We start from the raw sequence: 19,950 nt of genomic DNA, 5'->3' as shown, positions 1-19,950 counted from the left end.
CCGCCGCCAGGCGGGCCCAGCGTGAGGAGTTGCACCGTGACCGCCATCAGCCGGGTCGTCGCACGGGAGATCATCGACAGCCGGGGCAATCCGACCGTCGAGGTCGACGTAGAACTGAGGGACGGCTCGCTCGGCCGCGCCGCCGTTCCGTCCGGAGCGTCCACCGGGGCCCGCGAGGCAGTCGAACTGCGCGACGGCGATCCGGCTCGCTTCCACGGCAAGGGAGTTCGGCGTGCCGTCGACGCCGTGAACGAGAGCATCGCGGACGCCGTCACAGGACTCGACGCCGAGGACCAGGCGACCGTGGACGCCACCATGATCGAGCTGGACGGCACGGACGCCAAGTCACGGCTCGGCGCGAACGCGATCCTCGGCGTCTCCCTGGCCACCGCAAAGGCCGCCGCGGCCGCCCACCGGCTGCCGCTGTACCGCTATGTCGGCGGTGTCGACGCCCGACTGCTGCCGGTGCCGATGATGAACATCGTCAACGGCAGCGCACACGCCGACAATCCGCTGGACTTCCAGGAGTTCATGATCGCCCCGATCGGCGCCGGCACCTTCGCCGAGGCCGTCCGTATGGGCTCGGAGGTCTTCCACACCCTGCGCCGCAGCCTGATCGCCGCCGGTCACAGCGTGAACGTCGGCGACGAGGGCGGCTTCGCACCCGACCTGCGCACCGCCGACGAGGCGCTGGACTTCGTCGTACGCGCCGTCGAACAGAGCGGCTACAAGCCCGGCACCGACATCACCCTCGTCATGGACCCGGCGACGTCGGAGTTCTTCCGCGACGGCGTGTACGACTACACCGGCGAAGGCGTCCGCCGCAGTCCCGTCGAACACGCCGAGTATCTGGCCGGGTTGGTCGACCGCTACCCCGTCGCCTCCATCGAGGACCCGATGGCCGAGGACGACCACGACGGCTGGCGCGACCTGACCGCCCGCCTCGGCGACCGCTGCCAGCTCACCGGCGACGACGTCTTCTGCACCAACGAGACGCTGCTGCGCGCCGGCATCCGCGACGGCATCGCCAACTCGATCCTGGTGAAGGTCAACCAGATCGGCACGCTCACCGAGACCCTGGCCACGGTCGCCACCGCGCACCGCGCCGGCTACACCGTCGTCATGTCGCACCGCTCCGGCGAGACCGAGGACACCACCATCGCCGACCTCGCTGTCGCCACCGGCTGCGGCCAGATCAAGACCGGCTCGCTCTCCCGCGCAGACCGCACCGCCAAGTACAACCAGCTCATCCGCATCGAGGAGAACCTGGGCAGCCAGGCCCGGTACGCGGGCAGGGAGGCCCTGGGGCTGCGCGGCTGATCCCTCAAGCGCGACGTGGCACGGCCGTCGGGAGCCAGGCGGCGCCCGCAGTCGTCGGTGAGCGCGGCGGTCTCGCCCGAAAGCCGTGAGCCACGCGGGGGCCACCGTTCAGGCTGGTCACGGGCCCGCCTGAACGGTGGCCCCGCCGCGGGACGTTAAGAGGGTGCACGGCCTGCGTCGAACGCGAGGCGATCCAGCACCGATGGGACGATCTTGCCGAACTCCGCGTTACAGCCAACCGCAGACGCCCCCCAGCGACGGTCCCTGACAGGCAACTGGCCCGTGGCCAGGCGCCTGAGAGCCGTGCTGTTGATCCCGGTGCTCGTCGCCCTCGTCCTGGGAGGCTTACGAGTACGGCATTCGGTGGACACCTGGAGAGCCGCCGGCGACGCGGTCCGCGTCGCCGAGTTGGTCCAGGCTGCGAACAAGTACGCAGGTGACGCGATCAACGAACGGGACGTGTCCGTCGTTCCGTTGCTGAAGGGCAGGAGAAACGCCGCCGCGGTCGTGCAGGCCCGCAAGGTCACGGACGCGGATGCCAAGGCCTTCGACCGGGCGGTCGGCCACCTGCCGAAGGCCGCCGGCCTCCTGCGGCGGGTCCAACTGGTGCGCACCGGCGAGAAGCAGCTGCCGACAGTGCGCGCGAACGCCTTCACCTCGCGCCTGTCCGGAGTGCGCTCGGAGGAGAGCTACCACCTGCTCCAGCACACCTTGATGGAGATGTCGAACGAGCTGGGCTTCGGCAGCACCAACCAGGCCAGCTTCGGCCGGACGCTCTACGCCGTCTCCCTGACCCAGGCGGCCAGGTCCCTGACCCGCTCCATCGGCACTCATCTGCTGGTCGAGGGCCGCGGCGCCCTCGCCGCCGGTGAACTCCAGTCGCAGCTCGCGTCCTTCCGCTCGTACGCCTACCTCGAACCCGTGGCGCTCCAGGAGTACGCGGGCGCCGGCACCGCCGAGGACATGGCACGGCTGCGCAAGGCGCTGGCCGACGCGCAGAAGCGGGGCGAACAGCGGAACGCCGATGCGGCCGCCAAGGCCAGGGCGGCGGGCCGGACATACGTCGCACCGCCCGCCATGGACAAGATGGTCGGCGAGATCGCCGGCGGGAAGACGCCCGCGCAGCTGGCCGCCGAGGGCATCACGCCCGAGTCGTTCTTCGCCACCTCCACGCTCGGCTTCGACGCCTACCGCGGCGTGGAGGTCCAGCTCACCGACACGGCTCTCGCCGGCGCGCGCGGCATCGCCGACGACGCCCGCCGCGACGCCGTCGTCAACGCGGCGCTCGTCCTCGCGTCCCTGCTGATCGCCTTCCTCCTCGCCTCATGGGTGGCGCGCACGATGAGCAGCCGTATGCGCCATCTGACCGCCTCCGCCATCGAGATCTCCGGACAACGGCTGCCGGCGCTGATCGCCCGGCTGTCGAGAACCTTCCCGGGCCAGGTCGACTCCCGGCTCGCCGTACCCATCGCGATCACCAGTACCGACGAGATCGGCGAGGTCGCGCGCGCCTTCGACCTCGTCCACCGCGAAGCCGTACGGCTCGCCGCCGAACAGGCCCTGCTGCGCGGCAACATCAACACGGTCTTCAGCAACCTGTCGCGCCGCAACCAGTCCCTGATCGAGCGTCAACTCGCCCTGATCACCGACCTGGAGGACCACGAGACCGACCCGGACCAGCTGGCGAACCTGTTCAGCCTCGACCACCTCGCCACCCGCGTCCGCCGCAACGGCGAGAACCTCCTCGTGCTCGGCGGTGAGAAACCCGCCCACCAGTGGGATCAGCCGTTGCCCCTGGTCGACGTCATCCGCGCGGCCGCCTCCGAGGTCGAGCAGTACGAGCGCGTCGCCTTCTGCGGCATACCGGAGGCCGAGATCCACGGCCGTGCCGTGACGGACCTCGTCCACCTGCTCTCCGAACTGCTGGAGAACGCCACGTCGTTCTCCTCCCCGCACTCGCAGGTCCGGGTGACCGCGGGTGTCCCGCCCGACGGGCGCATCATGCTCGAAATCCACGACCGCGGCATCGGCCTGCCGGCCGGCGACGTCGCGTCGATCAACCACCGGCTCGCCGACCCGCCCACCGTGGACGCCGACATCTCCCAGCACATGGGCCTGTACGTGGTGGGCAGACTGGCCGGCCGACACGGGATCCGCGTCCAGCTGCGCCCCGCAGGTGAGCCGTCCGGCACGACGGCCCTCGTCATGCTGCCCGACACGATCACGTATCGGACACCCGGCGACGAACCCGACGCCGACACCCTGTCCCTGGCCGCCGTCAGGGACACCCGGTCGCCGCGACGCACCGCCACCGCGGGCGCCTTCGCCGGGCCCGACTCCCCGGAAGCGCGGGCAGGCCACGAGTCCTGGACCGGGAGGGGATCCACCCCACCGCCCGGCCACGACGAGGACGCCCGCCCGCCACAGACGAAGGGGCCCCTCTCCCGACGGCACGCGCGCCGCAGGCGCGGGCAGGAGCAGGGCCCCGACGTGTCGCGCTCGGCCGCGCCTTGGGGCACGGTGGAGTGACGCGTGACGCAGGTGTCACGGCGGAGAGGAGCACCCGCATGCCGAACCACACCTACCGGGTCACCGAGATCGTCGGCACCTCGCCCGACAGTGTCGACCAGGCCATCCGTAACGGCGTCACCCGCGCCTCGCAGACGCTGCGCAACCTGGACTGGTTCGAGGTGACCCAGGTCAGGGGCCAGATCGAGGAGGGGCAGATCGCGCACTGGCAGGTCGGCCTGAAGGTGGGCTTCCGGCTCGACGAGACGGACTGACGGGCCGGCCGCAGAACCCCGGCCTGACGGGCCCGTCCCCCAGCGGGCGTTTCAGGTCCGCCCCTCTCCCTCCTGCGCCGCCTCCAGCGCGGCGGAGGGGGCCGTCCAGCGTGCCCGTACGACGGTGAAGCCGGCCCGTTGCGCGTCGTCGCACACCAACTCGTCGTCGTCCACGAGCACACGGATGTCCCGGGTGCGGGCGAGACGGCGCAGGATCTCCAGCTTGGTGCGGCGGGCCGGCCGGCGGTCGTCGTTGCGCCGCATGTACACGCGCCCGTCGGGCAGTCCCTGTGCGGTGAGCCAGTCGAGCGTGTCACTCCGGCAGCGCTCGGGCCTGCCGGTGAGATAGACGACCTCGCACTCCTTCTCGCTCTCCAGCACCAGCGCGATGCCCTCCGGGATCGGCGGGTCGTGAGGTGCGGCGGCGAAGAACGCGTCCCAGTCGCGCGGCTTGCGCTCCAGGAACCGCTGTCGGTGCGCCGTGTCGGCGAGCGTGTTGTCCAGGTCGAACACGGCGAGCGGGCGTTTGCTGCTGTCGGTCACCCGCCCACCCTAGACACCGGCGTAGGCGGGGGTGCCGAGGAAGGCGGGGCGGGCCGCGGTGAGTTCGGCGGGGGCATCGGAGCGGACGAGATGGCCGACGAGGAGGGCGGCAGAAGAAACGGCAAGGAGATCCATCTCCTTGCCCTCTTCAACGTATAGCGCACCGGGGGGCTTGCGGCAAGACCCGGGGTGTACCGCAGGATGGGCGGCCGAAGCCAGGACCTGCGGAAATGGGGGATTCAACCATGCGTGTGCTGTTGTCGACGTGGGGATCGCGCGGGGATGTCGAACCGCTGGCAGGGCTCGCCGTGCGGCTGCGGGAACTCGGCGCGGAGGCACGGGTGTGCGCGCCTCCGGACGAGGAGTTCGTGGCGCTGCTGGACCGGGCCGGTGTGCCGCTGGTGCCGCTCGGCCCGACGGTGCGCTCGGTGGTGACCGGCACGAGGCCGCCGTCCGCGGCGGACGCGTTCCGGCTCGCGCCCGAGCTGGTCGCCGCGCGGTTCGACACGCTCACCTCGGCGGCCGAGGGATGTGACGTGCTGGTGGCGACCGGGTTGATGCCGGCCGGCGCACGCTCGGTGGCCGAGAAGCTGGGGATCCCCTACGTGTACGCGTGTTTCCATCCGTTCGGGCTGCCGTCGCCGCACCTCCGTCCGGGGGCGCGCCCGGGCACGCCGTCGCCGCAGGAGGAGAGCGACCTCAAGGTGCTGTGGGAGCAGGACGACCAGCGCGTGAACGCGTTGTACGGCGAGGCGGAGAACACCCACCGAGCGGCGATCGGCCTGCCACCGGTGCAGAGCGTCCGGGACCACACCTTCACCGACCGGCCGTGGCTTGCGGCGGATCCGGTCCTGGGCCCGTGGCAGGACGTCTCGCATCTCGACGTCGTGCAGATGGGGGCATGGTTCCTGCCGGACGAACGCCCGCTCCCGCAGGAACTGGAGACGTTCCTGGACGCCGGTGCTCCGCCGGTGTACGTGGGCTTCGGCAGCATGGCCCTGCACCTCTCGAAGGACCTTGCGCGGGTGGCCATCGAGGCGGTCCGTGGTTCCGGCCGCCGCGTCCTGCTCGCCCGCGGCTGGGCCGGCCTGGCTCCGGTCGACGACCGGGACGACTGCTTCGTGGTCGGCGAGGTCAACCATCAGACGCTGTTCGCCCGGGTGGCCGCCGTCATGCACCACGGCGGCGCGGGCACGACGACCGCGGCCGCCCGGGCCGGCGCGCCTCAGGTGGTGGTTCCGCAGATCGCGGACCAGCCGTCCTGGGCCGCCAGGGTGGCCGAGCTGGGCATCGGCGCGGCGCACGACGGCCCGACGCCGACCGTCGAGTCCCTGTCGGCCGCGCTCGCCACCGCCCTGGCCTCCGGGACCCGGGCACGGGCGAAGGCCGTGGCGGGCACGATCCGCACCGACGGGACGACGGTGGCCGCGAAGATGCTCTTCGAGGCGGCCGGCCCAGAAGGCCCGTCCGTGTCCGCGTGAACCACCGGCGCCGACGGACAACTCGCCGGATCCGGGCGGCACTTGGAGCGGCGTACGAGGCCACAGGTCCGGCGGGCTCCACCCGGTGGCATCGGGCAGCGGGCGTATGGATCATGCTTGGGCCATGCCATCCGCTCTTCCCTCCCCCCGCCACACCCTGATCGGCGCGGCCCAGCAGCGCCCCTGCACGCTCGTCGTGTGCCGGGGCTGCTGCTGCGGCGATCCGCGCAAGCACCCGGGCACCGACCACGGGTGGCAGCTGGACCGGCTGCGCGCCCTGGCGGCCGAGCACGGTTTCCAGGTCCGTACGACCGACTGCCTGGGCCCCTGCGACCAGGCGAACGTCATCGTCGTCCAGCCCTCGGCCGCTGGGCGCCGGGCGGGCGGCCGGGCCACCTGGGTCGGGTTCGCCATGGACGACGACTGCACGGAGGAGATCGCCGGCTGGGCGGCGGCGGGCGGGCCAGGTGTCGCCGAGCCGCCCGTGACACTGGAGCTGCAGTTCATCCGGCCGCCGCGGGACGCACGCGTGCGGAGTCGCCGCTGAACCGCTCGCCCCTTTCTTGCGGGGAACCGTTCAGCCCTCACCACGACATCATGACGTGAGGAATCCTGCGGGCTCCCAGGTGTTGAACCTTCCATGAGCTCCGCGATCGCCTCGACACGCTTCTCCGTCCTCGACCGCTCACGCACGCGCGAAGGCCACACCGACGCCGAGGCGCTTCGCGACACCGTACGGCTGGCACAGGAGCTGGAGGACACCGGCTACCACCGGTTCTGGGTCTCCGAGCATCACGGGGTGCCCGGGGTCGCCGGATCCGCGCCGACCGTGCTGGCCGCCGCCGTCGCGGGCGCGACGCGGACGATCCGGGTCGGCACGGGCGGTGTGATGCTGCCCAACCACCAACCGCTGGTCGTGGCCGAGCAGTTCGGGGTGCTGGAGTCCCTCTTCCCGGGGCGTATCGACATGGGTCTTGGCCGGTCGGTCGGCTTCACCGGCGGGGTGCGCAGGGCGCTGGGGCGCGACAAGGACGACGCGGACGACTTCGCAGGGCAGCTGCAGGAGCTGCTGGGCTGGTTCCGCGGCACCTCGCCGACGGGGGTGCATGCGCGGCCGGCGGAGGGGCTGACGGTGCCGCCGTTCGTCCTGGCCATGGGCGAGGGCGCCGAGATCGCCGCCCGCGCGGGCCTGCCGATGGTGATCGGCGACCTCCGCAACCGGGAGAAGATGCAGCGCGGCATCGACCACTACCGGGCCCGCTTCCGCCCCTCACCCTGGGCTCCCGAGCCGTACGTCGTCATCTCCGGCACGATCGTCGTGGCCGCCACCCCCGAGGAGGCGCGGCGGCTCCTGATCCCGGAGGCCTGGGCGATGGCCCATTCCCGCACCCACGGCACCTTCCCGCCCCTGCCGCCCGCCGAGCGCGTCGAGCGCCTCACGATGACCGAGCGGGAACGCGGCTTCTACGACACCGGGCTCACCGGACACCTCGCCGGCACCGAGGAGCAGGTCGCGCACGAACTGGAGACGGTGCTGAAGGAAACCGGGGCGCAGGAGGTACTGGTCACCTCCAGCACCTACGACCGCGAGGCCCTGCTGGACTCCTACCGGCGCCTTGCCCGGCTGTGGTGATCACCGTCGGAGGCGGCGCCCCGAGGCCGGGCCACGCCCGTCAGTGCCGTCGGCGGGTGTTGAGCCGGGCGGCCTGACGGGTCAGGTAGTCGCGTTCGGCGAGGTTGGGTGCCTTGTGGGCCGCCTCCGTGTACAGCCGCGCCGCCGTGGCCAGGTCACCCTCGCGTTCGTGGAGGTGGGCCGCCACCGCGGCGTGGCGGGGCAGTGACTCGTCCAGCTCCTTGAGTGCCGCCAGCCCGGCGCGCGGTCCGTCGGCCTCACCGACGGCCACCGCGCGATTGAGCCGGACGACGGGACTGTCGGTCAGGCGCGCGAGCTCGTCGTACCACTCGACGATCTGCACCCAGTCGGTCTCCTCGGCGGTGAGTGCGTCGGCGTGCAGGGCTGCGATGGCGGCCTGGGCCTGGAACTCACCCAGCCGGTCACGGGCGAGAGCCGCCTGCAGGATCCCCACGCCCTCGGCGATCGACTCGGTGTCCCATCGGCCGCGCTCCTGCTCGGCCAGTGGCACCAGGCTGCCGTCGGGCGCGGTCCGGGAGGCGCGCCGGGCGTGGTGGAGCAGCATCAGGGCGAGCAGTCCCGCCACTTCGGGGTGGTCGATCACGGCCGCGAGCTGACGGGTGATCCGGATGGCCTCGGCGGCGAGGTCGACATCGCCGGAGTAGCCCTCGTTGAAGACCAGGTAGAGGACCCGCAGCACGGTGGCGACGTCGCCGGGCCGGTCGAAGCGCACGCCGGAGACGGTGCGCTTGGCCCGGCTGATGCGCTGCGCCATGGTCGCCTCGGGCACCAGGTAGGCCTGGGCGATCTGGCGGGTGGTCAGCCCGCCGACGGCACGCAGGGTGAGGGCCACCGCGGACGACGGCGTCAGCGACGGGTGGGCGCACAGGAAGTAGAGCTGCAGCGTGTCGTCCACCGCGGGCGCGGACCCGGGCAGCGGCTCCTCGTCGACACGGTCCTCACGTCGGCGGCGGGCGGCGTCCGCCCGCGTCGCGTCCAGGAACTTGCGCCACGCCACCGTGACCAGCCAGCCCTTCGCATCCCGCGGCGGGTCGGCCGGCCACACGCGGACCGCTTCGATGAGCGCGTCCTGCACGGCGTCCTCGGCCGCCGCGAAGTCGGCTCCCCGGCGGACGAGGATGGCGAGCACGCTCGGTGTGAGGCTCCTCAGCTGGGCCTCTTTCATCGGTGGGGTCACTCGGTGATGGTGCAGTGTGCGGTCATGAAGGGGCGCAGTTCGAGCCACTCGTGGATCGGCCTGCCGCCCGCGCCGGGGGCGGCCGACAGTTCCCCGGCCAGTTCCAGGGCGCGCTCGTAGGTGTCGACGTCGATCACCATCCAGCCGGCGATGAGGTCCTTGGTCTCGGCGAACGGGCCGTCGGTGACCGGCGGTCGCCCCTCACCGTCGTACCGGACGAACGTCCCCCCGGGGGCCAGTCCCTGGCTTTCGACGAACTCGCCGGTCTCCTCCAGCCGCGCCGCGAAGTCCTGCATGTACTGCACGTGGGCCGAGATCTCCTCCGGGGTCCACCGGTCCATGGGCACGTCGTTGGCCGGAGCCGGAGCGCCGCGGTAGTGCTTGAGCAACAGGTACTTGGCCATCGTCGTTCTCCTCGGTACTGGTGCGCCCATTGTGGTCGCGTTCACCTCGGGGACGGAGCCCGTCCCGGGTTCTCGACATGCCGCCCAAGATCTTTCTCGGCGCCCCGGTCCACGCGGCGGCGCGAGGCCGCTACGGCGCGATTCCAGGTCCCAGCGAGGCGCGGATGAGGTCACTCAACTCCCCGTCGGTGACGCCCTCCGCATCCTGGGAGCGCAGTCGGATGGTCCCCTTGCCGCTGACGAGATGCGGATGGCGGGAGGTGAGGCCCGCGCCCGCGTCCTTGTCCCACCCGTAGACCGAGACCCCGTGCTGCCACACTCCGACGTGCAGCTTGCGGTTGCCGACCCGGTAGGTCGGCAACCCGTACGACAGCACGACCTCCGCCTCGGGATACGCCTCCAGAATCAGCCGGTGCACGCGGTCGAACAGCGCGCGGTGCTCGGGTGCGATCCCGTCGATGTAGTTCTGCGCTTCGGCGTCCATACGGCCCATTCTCGTGGCGTGCCGCCGTGCGCGCCCGCCTCGCTCAGTGCACCTGAGCCAGGCCGCCGGTGAGCGCGGCGAGCAGGGTGTCGGTGCGGGCGGTGGAGGTGTCCGCGGCCCAGCAGACGTAGCCGTCGGGGCGGATGAGCTGGGCTGCCGCGCCCAGGTCGTCGGAGCAGGTGGCACGGACGAGGTCGACTCGCGGGGGCAGCGGGAGGTCGGCCGGGACGGCCGCGGCCAGGTCGAGCAGGACGGCGTGCCCCGAGCCGAACAGGGCCGACAGCCGGGTCGGGCCTGCTTCGGTCACCAGGTCGGCGTCCGGCATGCGCTGCCCGGTGAGGGGATGCTCGCCGGGCAGTTCGTAGCGCAGCGAGAGGCCGGACATCAGTCCCGCGAGGTGGCGGTTGGTGTCGGGCAGGCGCAGCAGGTCGACGACGATGTCGCGCAGGGCGGCGACGTCCTCGCTCGGGTTCGGGTCGGCCAGGACGCGCTGCGCCGACGTGTGGTGCAGGACCTGGGCTCCGACCGGGTGCCGTTCGCTGTGGTAGCTGTCCAGGAGGCCGCTCGGGGCGCGGTGCTGGACGACCGCGGCCAGTTTCCAGCCGAGGTTGAAGGCGTCCTGTATGCCGAGGTTGAGACCCTGGCCGCCCAGGGGCGGGTGGATGTGTGCGGCGTCGCCCGCGAACAGGACCCGGCCCACGCGGTAGTGCTCCAGCTGCCGGGTGGCGTCGCCGAAGCGGGAGGAGTGGTCCACGGCACCCAGGGTGGTCTCCGGGCCGTACACGGTCTGCAGCGCGCCGGTGATCTCCTCGGCGGTGACGGGGATGTCGCGCGTACCGTCCGCCTGGCCCGCGCGCCCGAAGGTGAACCGGTACCGGTCGTCGCCGAGCGGGACCAGCATGGCCCAGTAGCCGCCCGCGTGGCGGGTCAGGCTGCTCATGTGCCCCATCTGCCGTGGCACGTGCGCCGATACGGCGGACAGGCGGATACCCCTCGGATGCCCGGCCGATACCCGTCGGACACCCGGCTACGGCCCGCCCTCGGGTGTGATCCTGACGCCCAAGCAGACGAGCCGGCGGCTCCCCCCTTGCCCCCCCGCTTCCGACTTGCACCCCGTTTCCGATCAGCAGTCACAGGACACCCTTTAGGGTTCTGTGGTTGGTCAACCCATCGGATGACCAGGGGGCCAGGGGATCAGGGGGACGAGGGCCGATGAACCATGCGACTGAGGTGTTCCAGCCGTTGCAGGCGGACGATCCACCCATGGTGGCCGGTTATCGTCTGGCCGCCCGGCTCGGTGCCGGTGGCATGGGGCGGGTCTATCTGTCGCACACGCAGGGCGGCCGACCGGTGGCGATCAAGGTGGTGCGGCCGGAGCTGGCCGACGACCCGGCGTTCCGGCGGCGGTTCGGCCGGGAGATCAAGGCTGCCCAGCGGGTACGGGGCGCGTACACCGCCGAGCTGATCGACGCCGATCCGGACGGTGTACCGCCGTGGCTGGCCACGCTCTATGTTCCCGGGCCCTCGCTCGCGGAGGCCGTCGCACGAAGCGGACCGCTGCCGGTACCGGCGGTGCTGTGGCTGATGGCGGGGGTGGCCGAGGCCCTGCAGGCCATCCATGGCGCGGGGATCGTGCACCGGGACCTGAAGCCGTCGAACGTCCTGCTGGCCGCCGACGGGCCGCGAGTGATCGACTTCGGTATCTCGCTGGCCGCGGACGCCACTTCGCACACGGCCACGGGCTCCGCCGTCGGCACGCCTCAGTTCATGGCTCCCGAGCAGGCGACAGCGGATGAGGTCACGTCGGCGACCGACGTCTTCGCGCTCGGTCAGACAGCGGCGTTCGCCGCACTGGGCGAGCCGCTGTACGGGGACGGCCCTTCTGCCACCGTCCTCTACCGGATCGTGCACTCGCAACCGGACCTGACCCTGCTGCCCGAACAGCTCCGTCCGCTGATCGCCCGGTGCCTGGCCGCCGATCCTACGGAACGGGCGACCCTGGCGGAGGTCGTCGCGTGGTGCCGGCAGCGGCTGGGCCGGGATGCCGACGCGGGCGGTGGCCCGGCCGTCTGGCGGCAGGTCACGGGGCCTGAGGTGACGGTCCCGGCTCCGGCCCCCGACCCCACCCGGACGCATACGCAGCCGGTGCACGCACACCCGGTGCCCGCGCAGCCGTTGCTCGCGCAGCCGCAGTTGCAGATGCGGCCGACGGTGCCGGCGGAGCGGCGGGCCCTGCGAAGACGCACCGTGCTGCTCACTGCCGCCGTAACGGCAGGCGTGCTGTTGCTGACGGGCCTGGCATGGACGGTGATGGACGCGAGGGACCGGTCTCGCGACCGGAACTCCGCTGCATCGCCGACGACCGACAAGACAGCTTCCGCACAGTCGTCGGCCTCCACCTCGACGGGGTCCGAGGGCGAGAAGCCCGCCGCGTCGAGCCCCTCCCCGACCGCGCCCAGGACGCCGCGGGCCGAGCCGTACCCCCAACTGACGCTGGACGAGAAGAACTCGGTGAGCTTCAAGGACGGGACTCAACTCAAGAACCGCAAGGGCGACCTCCGCTTCGTCTGCAAGAAGATCGGCTGTGCGCTGGAGAGCGACACCAGCACGATCTCCCAGCTGATGGGCATGACGGGAGCCACCCTCGATGACTGCCGCATCCTCATGGGAGGCGCCACGGCCCACAGCTTCCCGCTGGCCGCCGCGGCGACGGGCAGCGAGTTCTGCGTCAAGCACCGCAACGGTGACATCGCACTGCTGGTGGTCCAGGTGAAGTCGACGGCACTGTGGGACACCCCCGGGATCAGCTTCCTGATGGTGGACATGACGATCTGGCGGGCGACGTAGGCGAATTGGCCGGCGGCGCAGCATGCGAGGGGCCTGCAGATCCGCGCGGGCCGCAGCGCCGGCGCGCGCTGCGGCCCGTTCGCATACACTCGCGTAGTTTGTCCCTCCCCGGCCGCAGACCCGTACGGAGTTCGTTTTCATGCGCGACCCACACGACCCCTACGTCCGCGTCCGCGGCGCCCGTGAGCACAATCTCAAGGGCGTGGACGTCGACATCCCGCGGGACGTGCTGGCCGTGTTCACCGGTGTGTCCGGCTCCGGGAAGTCCTCGCTCGCGTTCGGCACCATCTACGCCGAGGCGCAGCGCCGCTACTTCGAATCGGTCGCACCGTATGCGCGCCGCCTGATCCACCAGGTCGGCGCGCCGAAGGTCGGCGAGATCACCGGGCTGCCGCCGGCGGTCTCCCTGCAGCAGCGCCGCTCGGCACCGACGTCGCGTTCGTCCGTCGGCACCGTCACCAACCTCTCGAACTCGCTGCGGATGCTGTTCTCCCGGGCCGGCGACCACCCGCCCGGTGCCCAGCGCCTCGACTCGGACTCGTTCTCGCCCAACACCGCTGCGGGTGCCTGCCCCGAGTGCCAGGGTCTGGGTCAAGTCCACCGTACGACCGAGGAGTTGCTGGTTCCGGACCCCTCCCTGTCGATCCGTGAGGGTGCCATCGCCGCGTGGCCGGGCGCCTGGCAGGGCAAGAACCTCCGCGACATCCTCGACGCACTCGGCCACGACGTCGACCGCCCGTGGCGCGACCTGTCCGCCGGACAACGGGAATGGATCCTCTTCACCGACGAGCAGCCGGTGGTCACCGTGCATCCGGTGCGGGACGCGGACCGGATCCAACGCCCTTACCAGGGCACGTACATGAGTGCCCGCCGGTATGTCATGAAGACCTTCTCCGACTCCAAGAGCCCCACTCTGCGCACCAAGGCGGAGCGCTTCCTCACCAGCGCGCCCTGCCCGGCGTGCGGCGGCAGCAGGCTGCGCCCGGAGGCACTGGCCGTGACCTTCGGTGGCCGTACGATCGCCGAGCTGGCGGCGCTGCCCGTCGCGGACCTCGCCTCCGCCCTGGAGGCCACGTCGGAGGCCGCCCGCGTCCTCACCGAGGACCTGCGCTCCCGTATCGCACCGATCCTCGAACTCGGCCTCGGCTACCTCAGTCCGGGCCGTTCGACACCCACCCTCTCGGCGGGCGAGCTGCAGCGACTGCGCCTGGCGACCCAGCTGCGCTCCGGGCTGTTCGGTGTCGTCTACGTGCTCGATGAACCGTCCGCGGGCCTGCACCCGGCGGACACGGAGGCACTGCTCACCGTCCTGGAGCGGCTGAAGTCGGCGGGGAACTCGGTGTTCGTCGTCGAGCACCACCTCGACGTCATGCGCGGTGCCGACTGGCTGGTGGACGTGGGTCCGCTGGCCGGCGAGCACGGCGGCGAGGTGCTGCACAGTGGCCCGGTGCCGGAGCTGGCCTCGGTCGAGCGGTCGGCGACGGCCCGCTTCCTCTTCGACCGCTCCCCCGCCCCCGTACGCCACGTGCGCACCGCACGCGGCCAGTTGCAGGTCGGGCCGGTCAACCGGCACAACCTGCGCGGCGTGACGGCCGAGTTCCCGCTCGGCGTGCTGACCGCGGTCACGGGCGTGTCCGGGTCCGGGAAGTCCACGCTCATCGGCGAGATCACCGAAGACCTGGCGGGGGTGGCACGGCTGGTGTCGGTCGACCAGAAGCCCATCGGCCGCACCCCGCGCTCCAACCTGGCCACGTACACCGGCCTCTTCGACGTCGTACGCAGGGAGTTCGCGGCCACCGACGAGGCACGCGGCCGGGGTTACGGCGTCGGCCGATTCTCCTTCAACGTGGCCGGTGGGCGCTGCGAGACCTGTCAGGGCGAGGGGTTCGTCAGCGTCGAGCTGCTGTTCCTGCCGAGTACGTACGCGCCGTGCCCGGACTGCGGAGGGGCCCGCTACAACCCCGCGACGCTCCAAGTGACGTACCGGGGACGGAACATCGCGCAGGTGCTCGACCTGACGGTGGAGAGCGCGGCGGAGTTCTTCGCGGACACTCCGGCGGTGGCCCGCAGTCTCGGCGCGCTGCTCGACGTGGGCCTCGGTTATCTGCACCTGGGCCAGCCCGCCACCGAGCTGTCCGGCGGCGAGGCCCAGCGCATCAAGTTGGCCGGCGAGTTGCAGCGTGGCCGCCGCGGCCACACGCTCTATCTCCTCGACGAACCGACCACCGGTCTCCATCCGGCCGACGTCGAGGTCCTGATGCGCCAGCTCCACGGTCTGGTCGACGCCGGACATACCGTGATCGTCGTCGAGCACGACATGGCGGTGGTGGCCGGCGCGGACTGGGTGATCGACCTGGGCCCGGGTGGCGGGGACGCGGGCGGACGGATCGTCGCGGCGGGCACGCCGACGGAGGTCGCGGGCGCGGAGGCGAGCGCTACGGCGCCGTATCTGGGCCGGGTGCTGCCCCGGCAGGCGTGAGCGTGGCCAACCAGGCCGCGGTGTCGGCGGGGTGCGAGAAGCGCAGGGTCTGGAGCGGCGCCAAGCGTGGATCGCTCGTACGGTGGGCGATTTCGCGGCGGCGGCCCGCATGGTGGGACCAGGCCCACCACACCGGGTGTTCCTTGCTGAGCCAGCCCGCCCAGGTCTCCGTGTTGCCGCCGAAGACCGGCTCGCGGGTGATCGTGCGGCGCAGGGAGCGGCGCAGGACGCGGGGCAGGACGACGTGCTTGGCGTAGTCCAGCCACAGCACGGTGTCGGCCCGCTCCCAGAGCAGGTCACGGACTTCCGGGTAGCCGATGGAGTCGATGATCCAGCGGGGTTCGGCCGCGAGCGGCGACACCGTCTCGGTCAGCTTGTCGTTGACGGCCCAGTCGGGACCGGTGAAGTACAGGGCGTCCATCTCGTGGTACGGCATGTCCAGACGCGCGCTCACGGCCTGCGCGAGGGTCGATTTGCCCGCGCCGGTGACACCCACCACCAAGATCCGCTGCACGTCTCTCACCCTCGTTCCGGTCAACGGCCTCGACCCACGCCCTGATCCCGCCGGCCCGCTCCGGGCTCATGGCTGCGCGGCGACCTCGGCGCGCAGAATCGAGTACATGACCATGTCGCGCCAGGCGCCGGCACGGAAACAGGCGCCGCGCAGCGTGCCCTCGCGGGTGAAGCCCGCCCATTCCAGGGCACGCTGCTCGGCGATGTTCGTCACCTCGGTGCTCGCCTCGACACGGTTGACCCGGGTGTGGGCGAACAGGTACTCGACGAGCAGACGTTGAGCGTGCTTGCCGTAGCCCTTGCCGCGCTCGGCGGTCAGCAGGGAGACGCCGACGTTCCAGCAGGGTGATGCCGGGCCCTGCAGCACCTCGTGCCACTGCACCTCCCCGACGAACCGATCGTCGCCCCCGGCGATGGCGAGCCGTCCGCCCTGAGCGGAGAGGAAGCCGTGCTCCACCCACTGCCGGCGAAGCTGCCCCGGGTTGCGGTAGCCGAAGAAGCCGGACTCCCCGGCCTCCGCCCGGTCCTCGTGAAGACGCTCGAACAGATCGAGATCCTCCTCCGCGATCGGGCGCAGGTGAACCAGGTCGACGTCAACGTGATCACGATCGGGCATGAGGCAAGCCTAGTCACCGGGTCGTTCCGGGGCGTTCCGGCTCCCGAGTGCGGGGAGCCGGAGAGCCGGAACGAGCGTCAGTCGGTGGTGAGCAGACCGGCGACCAGATCTCGGGGCAGGCCGTGGGTGTCGTGGAGGTACCGGTAGTCCTCCTCGCTGAGGGGGCCGCCGAACTCCGACCGGGAGAGCACCCGTTGACCGCGTTCGAGGAGCTTGGTGAACCGCTGTTCCTCGTCCAGGAGCAGCTCGCGGACCGTGCCGGACCCGCAGGGCTGGCGGAAGTGGTCCAGCGTGTGCCCGACCAGTTCCACGGGCAGGTCGGTCAGGGTGTGCGAGGGGTTCTCGCGCCGCAGTGTGGTGAGCAGGCGGCGGATCAGGCGGCGCAGGACATAGCCGCGGCCGGTGTTGGACGGGCGGACGCCGTCGCCGAGTACGACGATGCTTGAGCGCAGGTGGTCGCAGACCAGTCGCATCGACGGCCCGTCCAGCCGCCACAGCGGCGGAAGCCGTCGCATCCACGGTTCGAACAGGTCCGTCTCGTAGACCGAGCGGTGTCCCTGCAGGACGGTCGTCAGCCGTTCCAGGCCCATGCCCGTGTCGACGGTGGGCTGCCGCTGGGGTTCGAGGCTGCCGTCCTCGTGACGGCGGTAGCGCATGCTGACGTGGTTCCAGATCTCCACCCATCGCGGGTCGGTGGTGGGGGTGCCTTGTGGTGGAGTGTCGGGGTTGCCGGTCCAGACGAAGATCTCGGAGTCGGGGCCGCAGGGTCCGACGGGCCCGTTGGACCACCAGTTCTCGTCGTCGGTCGGCTCCACGGGCAGGCCCAACTCCTGCCAGGTGCGCAGCGATTCGGTGTCCGGGCCGAGCCGGCCGTCACCGCCGAAGACCGTGACGTACAGCCGCTCCCGCGGGATGCCGAACCCGTCGCGCAGCAGCTCGTATCCCCACCGCAGGCTCTGCGAATGGCCGTAATCGCCCAGGGACCAGGAGCCGAGCATCTCGAAGACGGTGAGGTGGGTGAGGTCGCCGATCTCGTCGAGGTCGGTGGTGCGCAGGCAGCGCTGGACGTTGATCAGGCGCCGCCCCCGGGGGTGCGGGCGCCCCTGGAGGTGGGGGGTGAGGGGGTGCATGCCGGAGGTGGTGAACAGCACCGGGTCCGAGGGCGGCGGCAGCAGGGTGCTGCCGGTGATGAGGTGGTGGCCGCGCTCCCGGTAGAAGTCGGTGAACGTCCGTACCGTCTCGTCGGTGTTCATGGCGGGGTTCCTTCGGGTCATGGGACCGGAAACCGCACCGCGGGAGCAGACTGCGAACCTGCGCAGAGGGGAAGCACATCCCGGCGGTCCGTTTCCGGCCGCCGGGGAGAGGGGGAGAGGTCAGGCGTCGGCAGCCGGCGAGCTGGTCGCTCGCGCGGCTGCGGTGTGCCTGCAACAGGTCCTGACCTTCATGGAAGCCACGCTAACAGGGAGCCGCCGGCCCGTCGCCGGGTTTTCGGGGACCAGGGTTCCGGCGCATGCGACTGACGGTTCTGGGCGGCTGCGGGGCGTGGCCCTCGGCGGTCCTGGCGTGCGGCGGCTGTCTCGTCGAGGGCGACGGAATACGGCTGCTGCGCGCCGACCTGCTCCTGCCGGATACCACCTGCCTACACCAGATGCCGGCCGCCGACGCGCCCTGCCCGCCGACCGCGAGGCAGGCCGGCCGGAATGCCCAACAGGCGGGCGCCGCACGGCTGTTGCTCACCCACCTGTGGCCGGGCACGGACATCACTGCCGCCCTGGAGGCGGCCGTCGAGTCTTCGGGCATCATCGGCAGCGCATGGCCGAGCGGCACGTCGTACGGCTCCTCCGGCGCCCCGGCCGACACCCACGCCGCCGATGCCGGCAGCCGGTCGATGTCGCCGTCCCGGACCTGGGCGTCGGATCGGCCACCTGACCCGGGCGAGGCCGGGAGATAAGGAATCGCTAGACCACCAACGCCGTGTGGATCCAACCCGGTTGAGCCGTGGCGGCGGGCTGTGCCGCGCGGGCGAGTGAGCGCCGGTCGTCGTGGCTGCCCGGTGCGATGGGCTGTTGTACGTCGACCTCGGCCACCAGTCTCCGCGCCGTCACCACCCGCCATACCGAGGCCAGCAGCGAGTCGTTGCCGATGAAGGCGGGCGCCGTGCTGGCCGTGCCCCCGGCGATCCGGTACTGCAGACGGACCGGCTGGACGGGAACGTCCGCGTCGAGGGCGGACTGGAAGACGGCCCGGCGGAAGTCGCCCTGGGCGCGTCCGCACCAGGTGCTGCCCTCGGGGAAGACGGCGACCGCTCCCCCGTCGCGCAGCTCGTCCGCGATCCGGGCGACCGTGTCCGGCAGGGCGCGCAGCCGGTCGCGGTCGATGAACAGGGCCGCGCGCGCGGCGACCGGTCCCGCCACGGGCCAGTGCCGGATCTCGGCCTTGGCGAGCATGCGGGCCGGGCGGACGGCGGCGAGCAGCGGGATGTCCAGCCAGGAGATGTGGTTGGCGACCAGGAGCAGTCCGCCGGTGGGCGCGGCGGCGCCGGTGATGCGGATCCGGACCCCCGCGGCCCGTACGACCCACGCGCTCCACCGCCTCACCAGCTCGGCGGGGATGCGCCCGCCGATCGGCGACAGCACGACCCCGGCGAGCACCAGGACCACGACTGCCGCCATCCGCAGCACGGCGCGCGGTACGGCCGTGACGGACCCCGTCGGCTCGATGCACGCCCCCGGGGTGCAGGGCGCACTGGGCAGCCAGACGCTCATCAGGACGGCACGAGCGAGAGGAAGTGCCGCAGATAGCGCTGGTTGACCCGGCGCATCGACAGCAGCACGTACAGGTCGGCGACCCCGAAGTCCGGGTCGTGGGCGGGCTGTCCGCACACCCATGCACCGAGGCGGAGGTAGCCGCGCAGCAGGGCGGGCAGTTCGGCGGGGGCGGCCGGGGCGGCGGCGTTCGGGACCCAGGGCAGCAGCGGCTGCACCCGGTACTCCTCCGGGGCCAGGTACTTGCCCCGCACCCGCTCCCAGGTCGCGGAGGCGAGGGCGCCACCGTCGCCGAGCGGGACGGAGCAGCAGCCGGCCAGCCACTCGTGGCCACGGTCCACCATGTAGCGGGCGATTCCGGCCCAGATGAGGCCGATGACGGCGCCGTCCCGGTGGTCGGGGTGGACGCAGGAGCGGCCGACCTCGACCAGGCCGGGCCGGATCGTGTCGAGCGCGGTCAGGTCGAACTCGCTCTCGGAGTACAGCCGTCCCGCGACGGCGGCGCGCTCCGGCGGCAGCAGCCGGTAGGTGCCGACGACCTGCCCCGTCACCTCCTCGCGTACGAGCAGGTGGTCGCAGTAGGCGTCGAAGGAGTCGATGTCGTGGCCCGGCTGCGGGGTGGCCAGCAGGGCGCCCATCTCTCCGGCGAAGACGTCGTGCCGCAGCCGCTGTGCGGCACGCACGTCGGCCTCGTCACGGGCGAGGGAAACGGTGTAGCGGGTGGGTGCCGTGGGCTGCGGGGGACGGTCGAGCGTGGATACGCCGGTCATGGCTCTCTCCTGGTCACGGGCCGGGGCGGCGAGACGGGGGCGGCCGAGCGGTGTCATGCGGTCCGCCGCCCCTGTTCTTCCGATGCCGACCGACCTTGACGTGTCCGGCGCAGA

General features: G+C 71.9%; 19 protein-coding genes and 1 pseudogene. 9 read left to right on the top strand and 11 right to left on the bottom strand.

Annotated elements, in window-relative coordinates:
* Positions 1-36: 36 nt before the first annotated feature.
* From eno to ACYUED_RS42105, 3 genes are all read left to right on the top strand, one after another.
* Positions 37-1,320, top strand: a complete 1,284-nt coding sequence (gene eno, locus ACYUED_RS42115) for a phosphopyruvate hydratase (RefSeq protein WP_491289668.1) — start codon at positions 37-39, stop codon at positions 1,318-1,320.
* 282 nt (positions 1,321-1,602) lie between these two features.
* On the top strand, positions 1,603-3,849 hold the full coding sequence (locus ACYUED_RS42110; protein ID WP_491289667.1) for a sensor histidine kinase: 2,247 nt from the start codon (positions 1,603-1,605) through the stop codon (positions 3,847-3,849).
* A gap of 38 nt (positions 3,850-3,887) precedes the next feature.
* A complete protein-coding gene (locus ACYUED_RS42105) occupies positions 3,888-4,103 on the top strand; it encodes a dodecin (RefSeq protein WP_491289666.1) in 216 nt (71 codons plus the stop codon).
* A 51-nt stretch (positions 4,104-4,154) separates the two neighbouring features.
* Here the strand turns inward: ACYUED_RS42105 and ACYUED_RS42100 are convergent, their stop codons facing one another.
* Both ACYUED_RS42100 and ACYUED_RS42095 read right to left on the bottom strand, forming a co-directional pair.
* Positions 4,155-4,646 carry a phosphatase domain-containing protein gene (locus ACYUED_RS42100; protein ID WP_491289665.1) on the bottom strand — a complete coding sequence of 164 codons (492 nt, stop codon included), beginning with the start codon at positions 4,644-4,646 and terminating at the stop codon, positions 4,155-4,157.
* A gap of 9 nt (positions 4,647-4,655) precedes the next feature.
* A complete protein-coding gene (locus ACYUED_RS42095) occupies positions 4,656-4,781 on the bottom strand; it encodes a hypothetical protein (RefSeq protein WP_491289664.1) in 126 nt (41 codons plus the stop codon).
* Positions 4,782-4,891: 110 nt separating this feature from the next.
* Here ACYUED_RS42095 and ACYUED_RS42090 point away from each other — a divergent pair, with 110 nt between their 5' ends.
* From ACYUED_RS42090 to ACYUED_RS42080, 3 genes are all read left to right on the top strand, one after another.
* The gene (locus ACYUED_RS42090; protein WP_491289663.1) at positions 4,892-6,127 is read left to right on the top strand and encodes a glycosyltransferase; all 1,236 of its coding nucleotides are present in this window, start codon (positions 4,892-4,894) and stop codon (positions 6,125-6,127) included.
* Between the two features lie 124 nt (positions 6,128-6,251).
* Positions 6,252-6,674: a (2Fe-2S) ferredoxin domain-containing protein gene (locus tag ACYUED_RS42085; RefSeq protein ID WP_491289662.1), complete on the top strand. Its 423-nt coding sequence runs from the start codon at positions 6,252-6,254 to the stop codon at positions 6,672-6,674.
* Between the two features lie 93 nt (positions 6,675-6,767).
* On the top strand, positions 6,768-7,760 hold the full coding sequence (locus ACYUED_RS42080) for an LLM class flavin-dependent oxidoreductase (RefSeq protein ID WP_491289661.1): 993 nt from the start codon (positions 6,768-6,770) through the stop codon (positions 7,758-7,760).
* A gap of 40 nt (positions 7,761-7,800) precedes the next feature.
* Here the strand turns inward: ACYUED_RS42080 and ACYUED_RS42075 are convergent, their stop codons facing one another.
* From ACYUED_RS42075 to ACYUED_RS42060, 4 genes and pseudogenes are all read right to left on the bottom strand, one after another.
* Positions 7,801-8,946 carry an RNA polymerase sigma factor gene (locus ACYUED_RS42075; protein ID WP_491294685.1) on the bottom strand — a complete coding sequence of 382 codons (1,146 nt, stop codon included), beginning with the start codon at positions 8,944-8,946 and terminating at the stop codon, positions 7,801-7,803.
* Positions 8,947-8,954: 8 nt separating this feature from the next.
* On the bottom strand, positions 8,955-9,362 hold the full coding sequence (locus tag ACYUED_RS42070) for a YciI family protein (protein ID WP_491289660.1): 408 nt from the start codon (positions 9,360-9,362) through the stop codon (positions 8,955-8,957).
* Positions 9,363-9,492: 130 nt separating this feature from the next.
* A complete protein-coding gene (locus tag ACYUED_RS42065; RefSeq protein ID WP_491289659.1) occupies positions 9,493-9,846 on the bottom strand; it encodes a DUF1801 domain-containing protein in 354 nt (117 codons plus the stop codon).
* A 43-nt stretch (positions 9,847-9,889) separates the two neighbouring features.
* Positions 9,890-10,834: pseudogene (locus tag ACYUED_RS42060) on the bottom strand (FAD-dependent monooxygenase); the annotation flags it as partial.
* A gap of 224 nt (positions 10,835-11,058) precedes the next feature.
* Here ACYUED_RS42060 and ACYUED_RS42055 point away from each other — a divergent pair.
* Both ACYUED_RS42055 and ACYUED_RS42050 read left to right on the top strand, forming a co-directional pair.
* Positions 11,059-12,693, top strand: a complete 1,635-nt coding sequence (locus tag ACYUED_RS42055) for a serine/threonine-protein kinase (protein ID WP_491289658.1) — start codon at positions 11,059-11,061, stop codon at positions 12,691-12,693.
* Positions 12,694-12,832: 139 nt separating this feature from the next.
* On the top strand, positions 12,833-15,172 hold the full coding sequence (locus ACYUED_RS42050; protein ID WP_491289657.1) for an ATP-binding cassette domain-containing protein: 2,340 nt from the start codon (positions 12,833-12,835) through the stop codon (positions 15,170-15,172).
* Here the strand turns inward: ACYUED_RS42050 and ACYUED_RS42045 are convergent.
* From ACYUED_RS42045 to ACYUED_RS42035, 3 genes are all read right to left on the bottom strand, one after another.
* On the bottom strand, positions 15,129-15,686 hold the full coding sequence (locus tag ACYUED_RS42045) for a P-loop NTPase family protein (RefSeq protein ID WP_491289656.1): 558 nt from the start codon (positions 15,684-15,686) through the stop codon (positions 15,129-15,131). The genes ACYUED_RS42050 and ACYUED_RS42045 overlap by 44 nt on opposite strands.
* Positions 15,687-15,752: 66 nt before the next feature.
* On the bottom strand, positions 15,753-16,301 hold the full coding sequence (locus ACYUED_RS42040; protein WP_491289655.1) for a GNAT family N-acetyltransferase: 549 nt from the start codon (positions 16,299-16,301) through the stop codon (positions 15,753-15,755).
* A gap of 77 nt (positions 16,302-16,378) precedes the next feature.
* Positions 16,379-17,554, bottom strand: a complete 1,176-nt coding sequence (locus ACYUED_RS42035; protein ID WP_491289654.1) for an alanine--tRNA ligase-related protein — start codon at positions 17,552-17,554, stop codon at positions 16,379-16,381.
* A 257-nt stretch (positions 17,555-17,811) separates the two neighbouring features.
* On the opposite strand from ACYUED_RS42035, the gene ACYUED_RS42030 reads away from it, so the two are divergent.
* Complete coding sequence (locus ACYUED_RS42030) at positions 17,812-18,252, top strand: hypothetical protein (RefSeq protein WP_491289653.1); 441 nt, start codon at positions 17,812-17,814, stop codon at positions 18,250-18,252.
* Positions 18,253-18,259: 7 nt separating this feature from the next.
* Here ACYUED_RS42030 and ACYUED_RS42025 read toward each other — a convergent pair whose 3' ends face one another.
* Together ACYUED_RS42025 and ACYUED_RS42020 are read right to left on the bottom strand one after the other, a co-directional pair.
* Complete coding sequence (locus tag ACYUED_RS42025; protein WP_491289652.1) at positions 18,260-19,066, bottom strand: lysophospholipid acyltransferase family protein; 807 nt, start codon at positions 19,064-19,066, stop codon at positions 18,260-18,262.
* Entirely contained in the window at positions 19,066-19,836 is a 771-nt protein-coding gene (locus tag ACYUED_RS42020; RefSeq protein WP_491289651.1) for a GNAT family N-acetyltransferase, read from the bottom strand. The genes ACYUED_RS42025 and ACYUED_RS42020 overlap by 1 nt, the downstream gene beginning before the upstream one ends.
* Positions 19,837-19,950: the final 114 nt, after the last annotated feature.

It is taken from the genome of Streptomyces sp. DF42, assembly GCF_058267695.1.
Note: the sequence above shows the minus strand (reverse complement) of the source record. Positions and strands in the feature narration are given on the sequence as shown.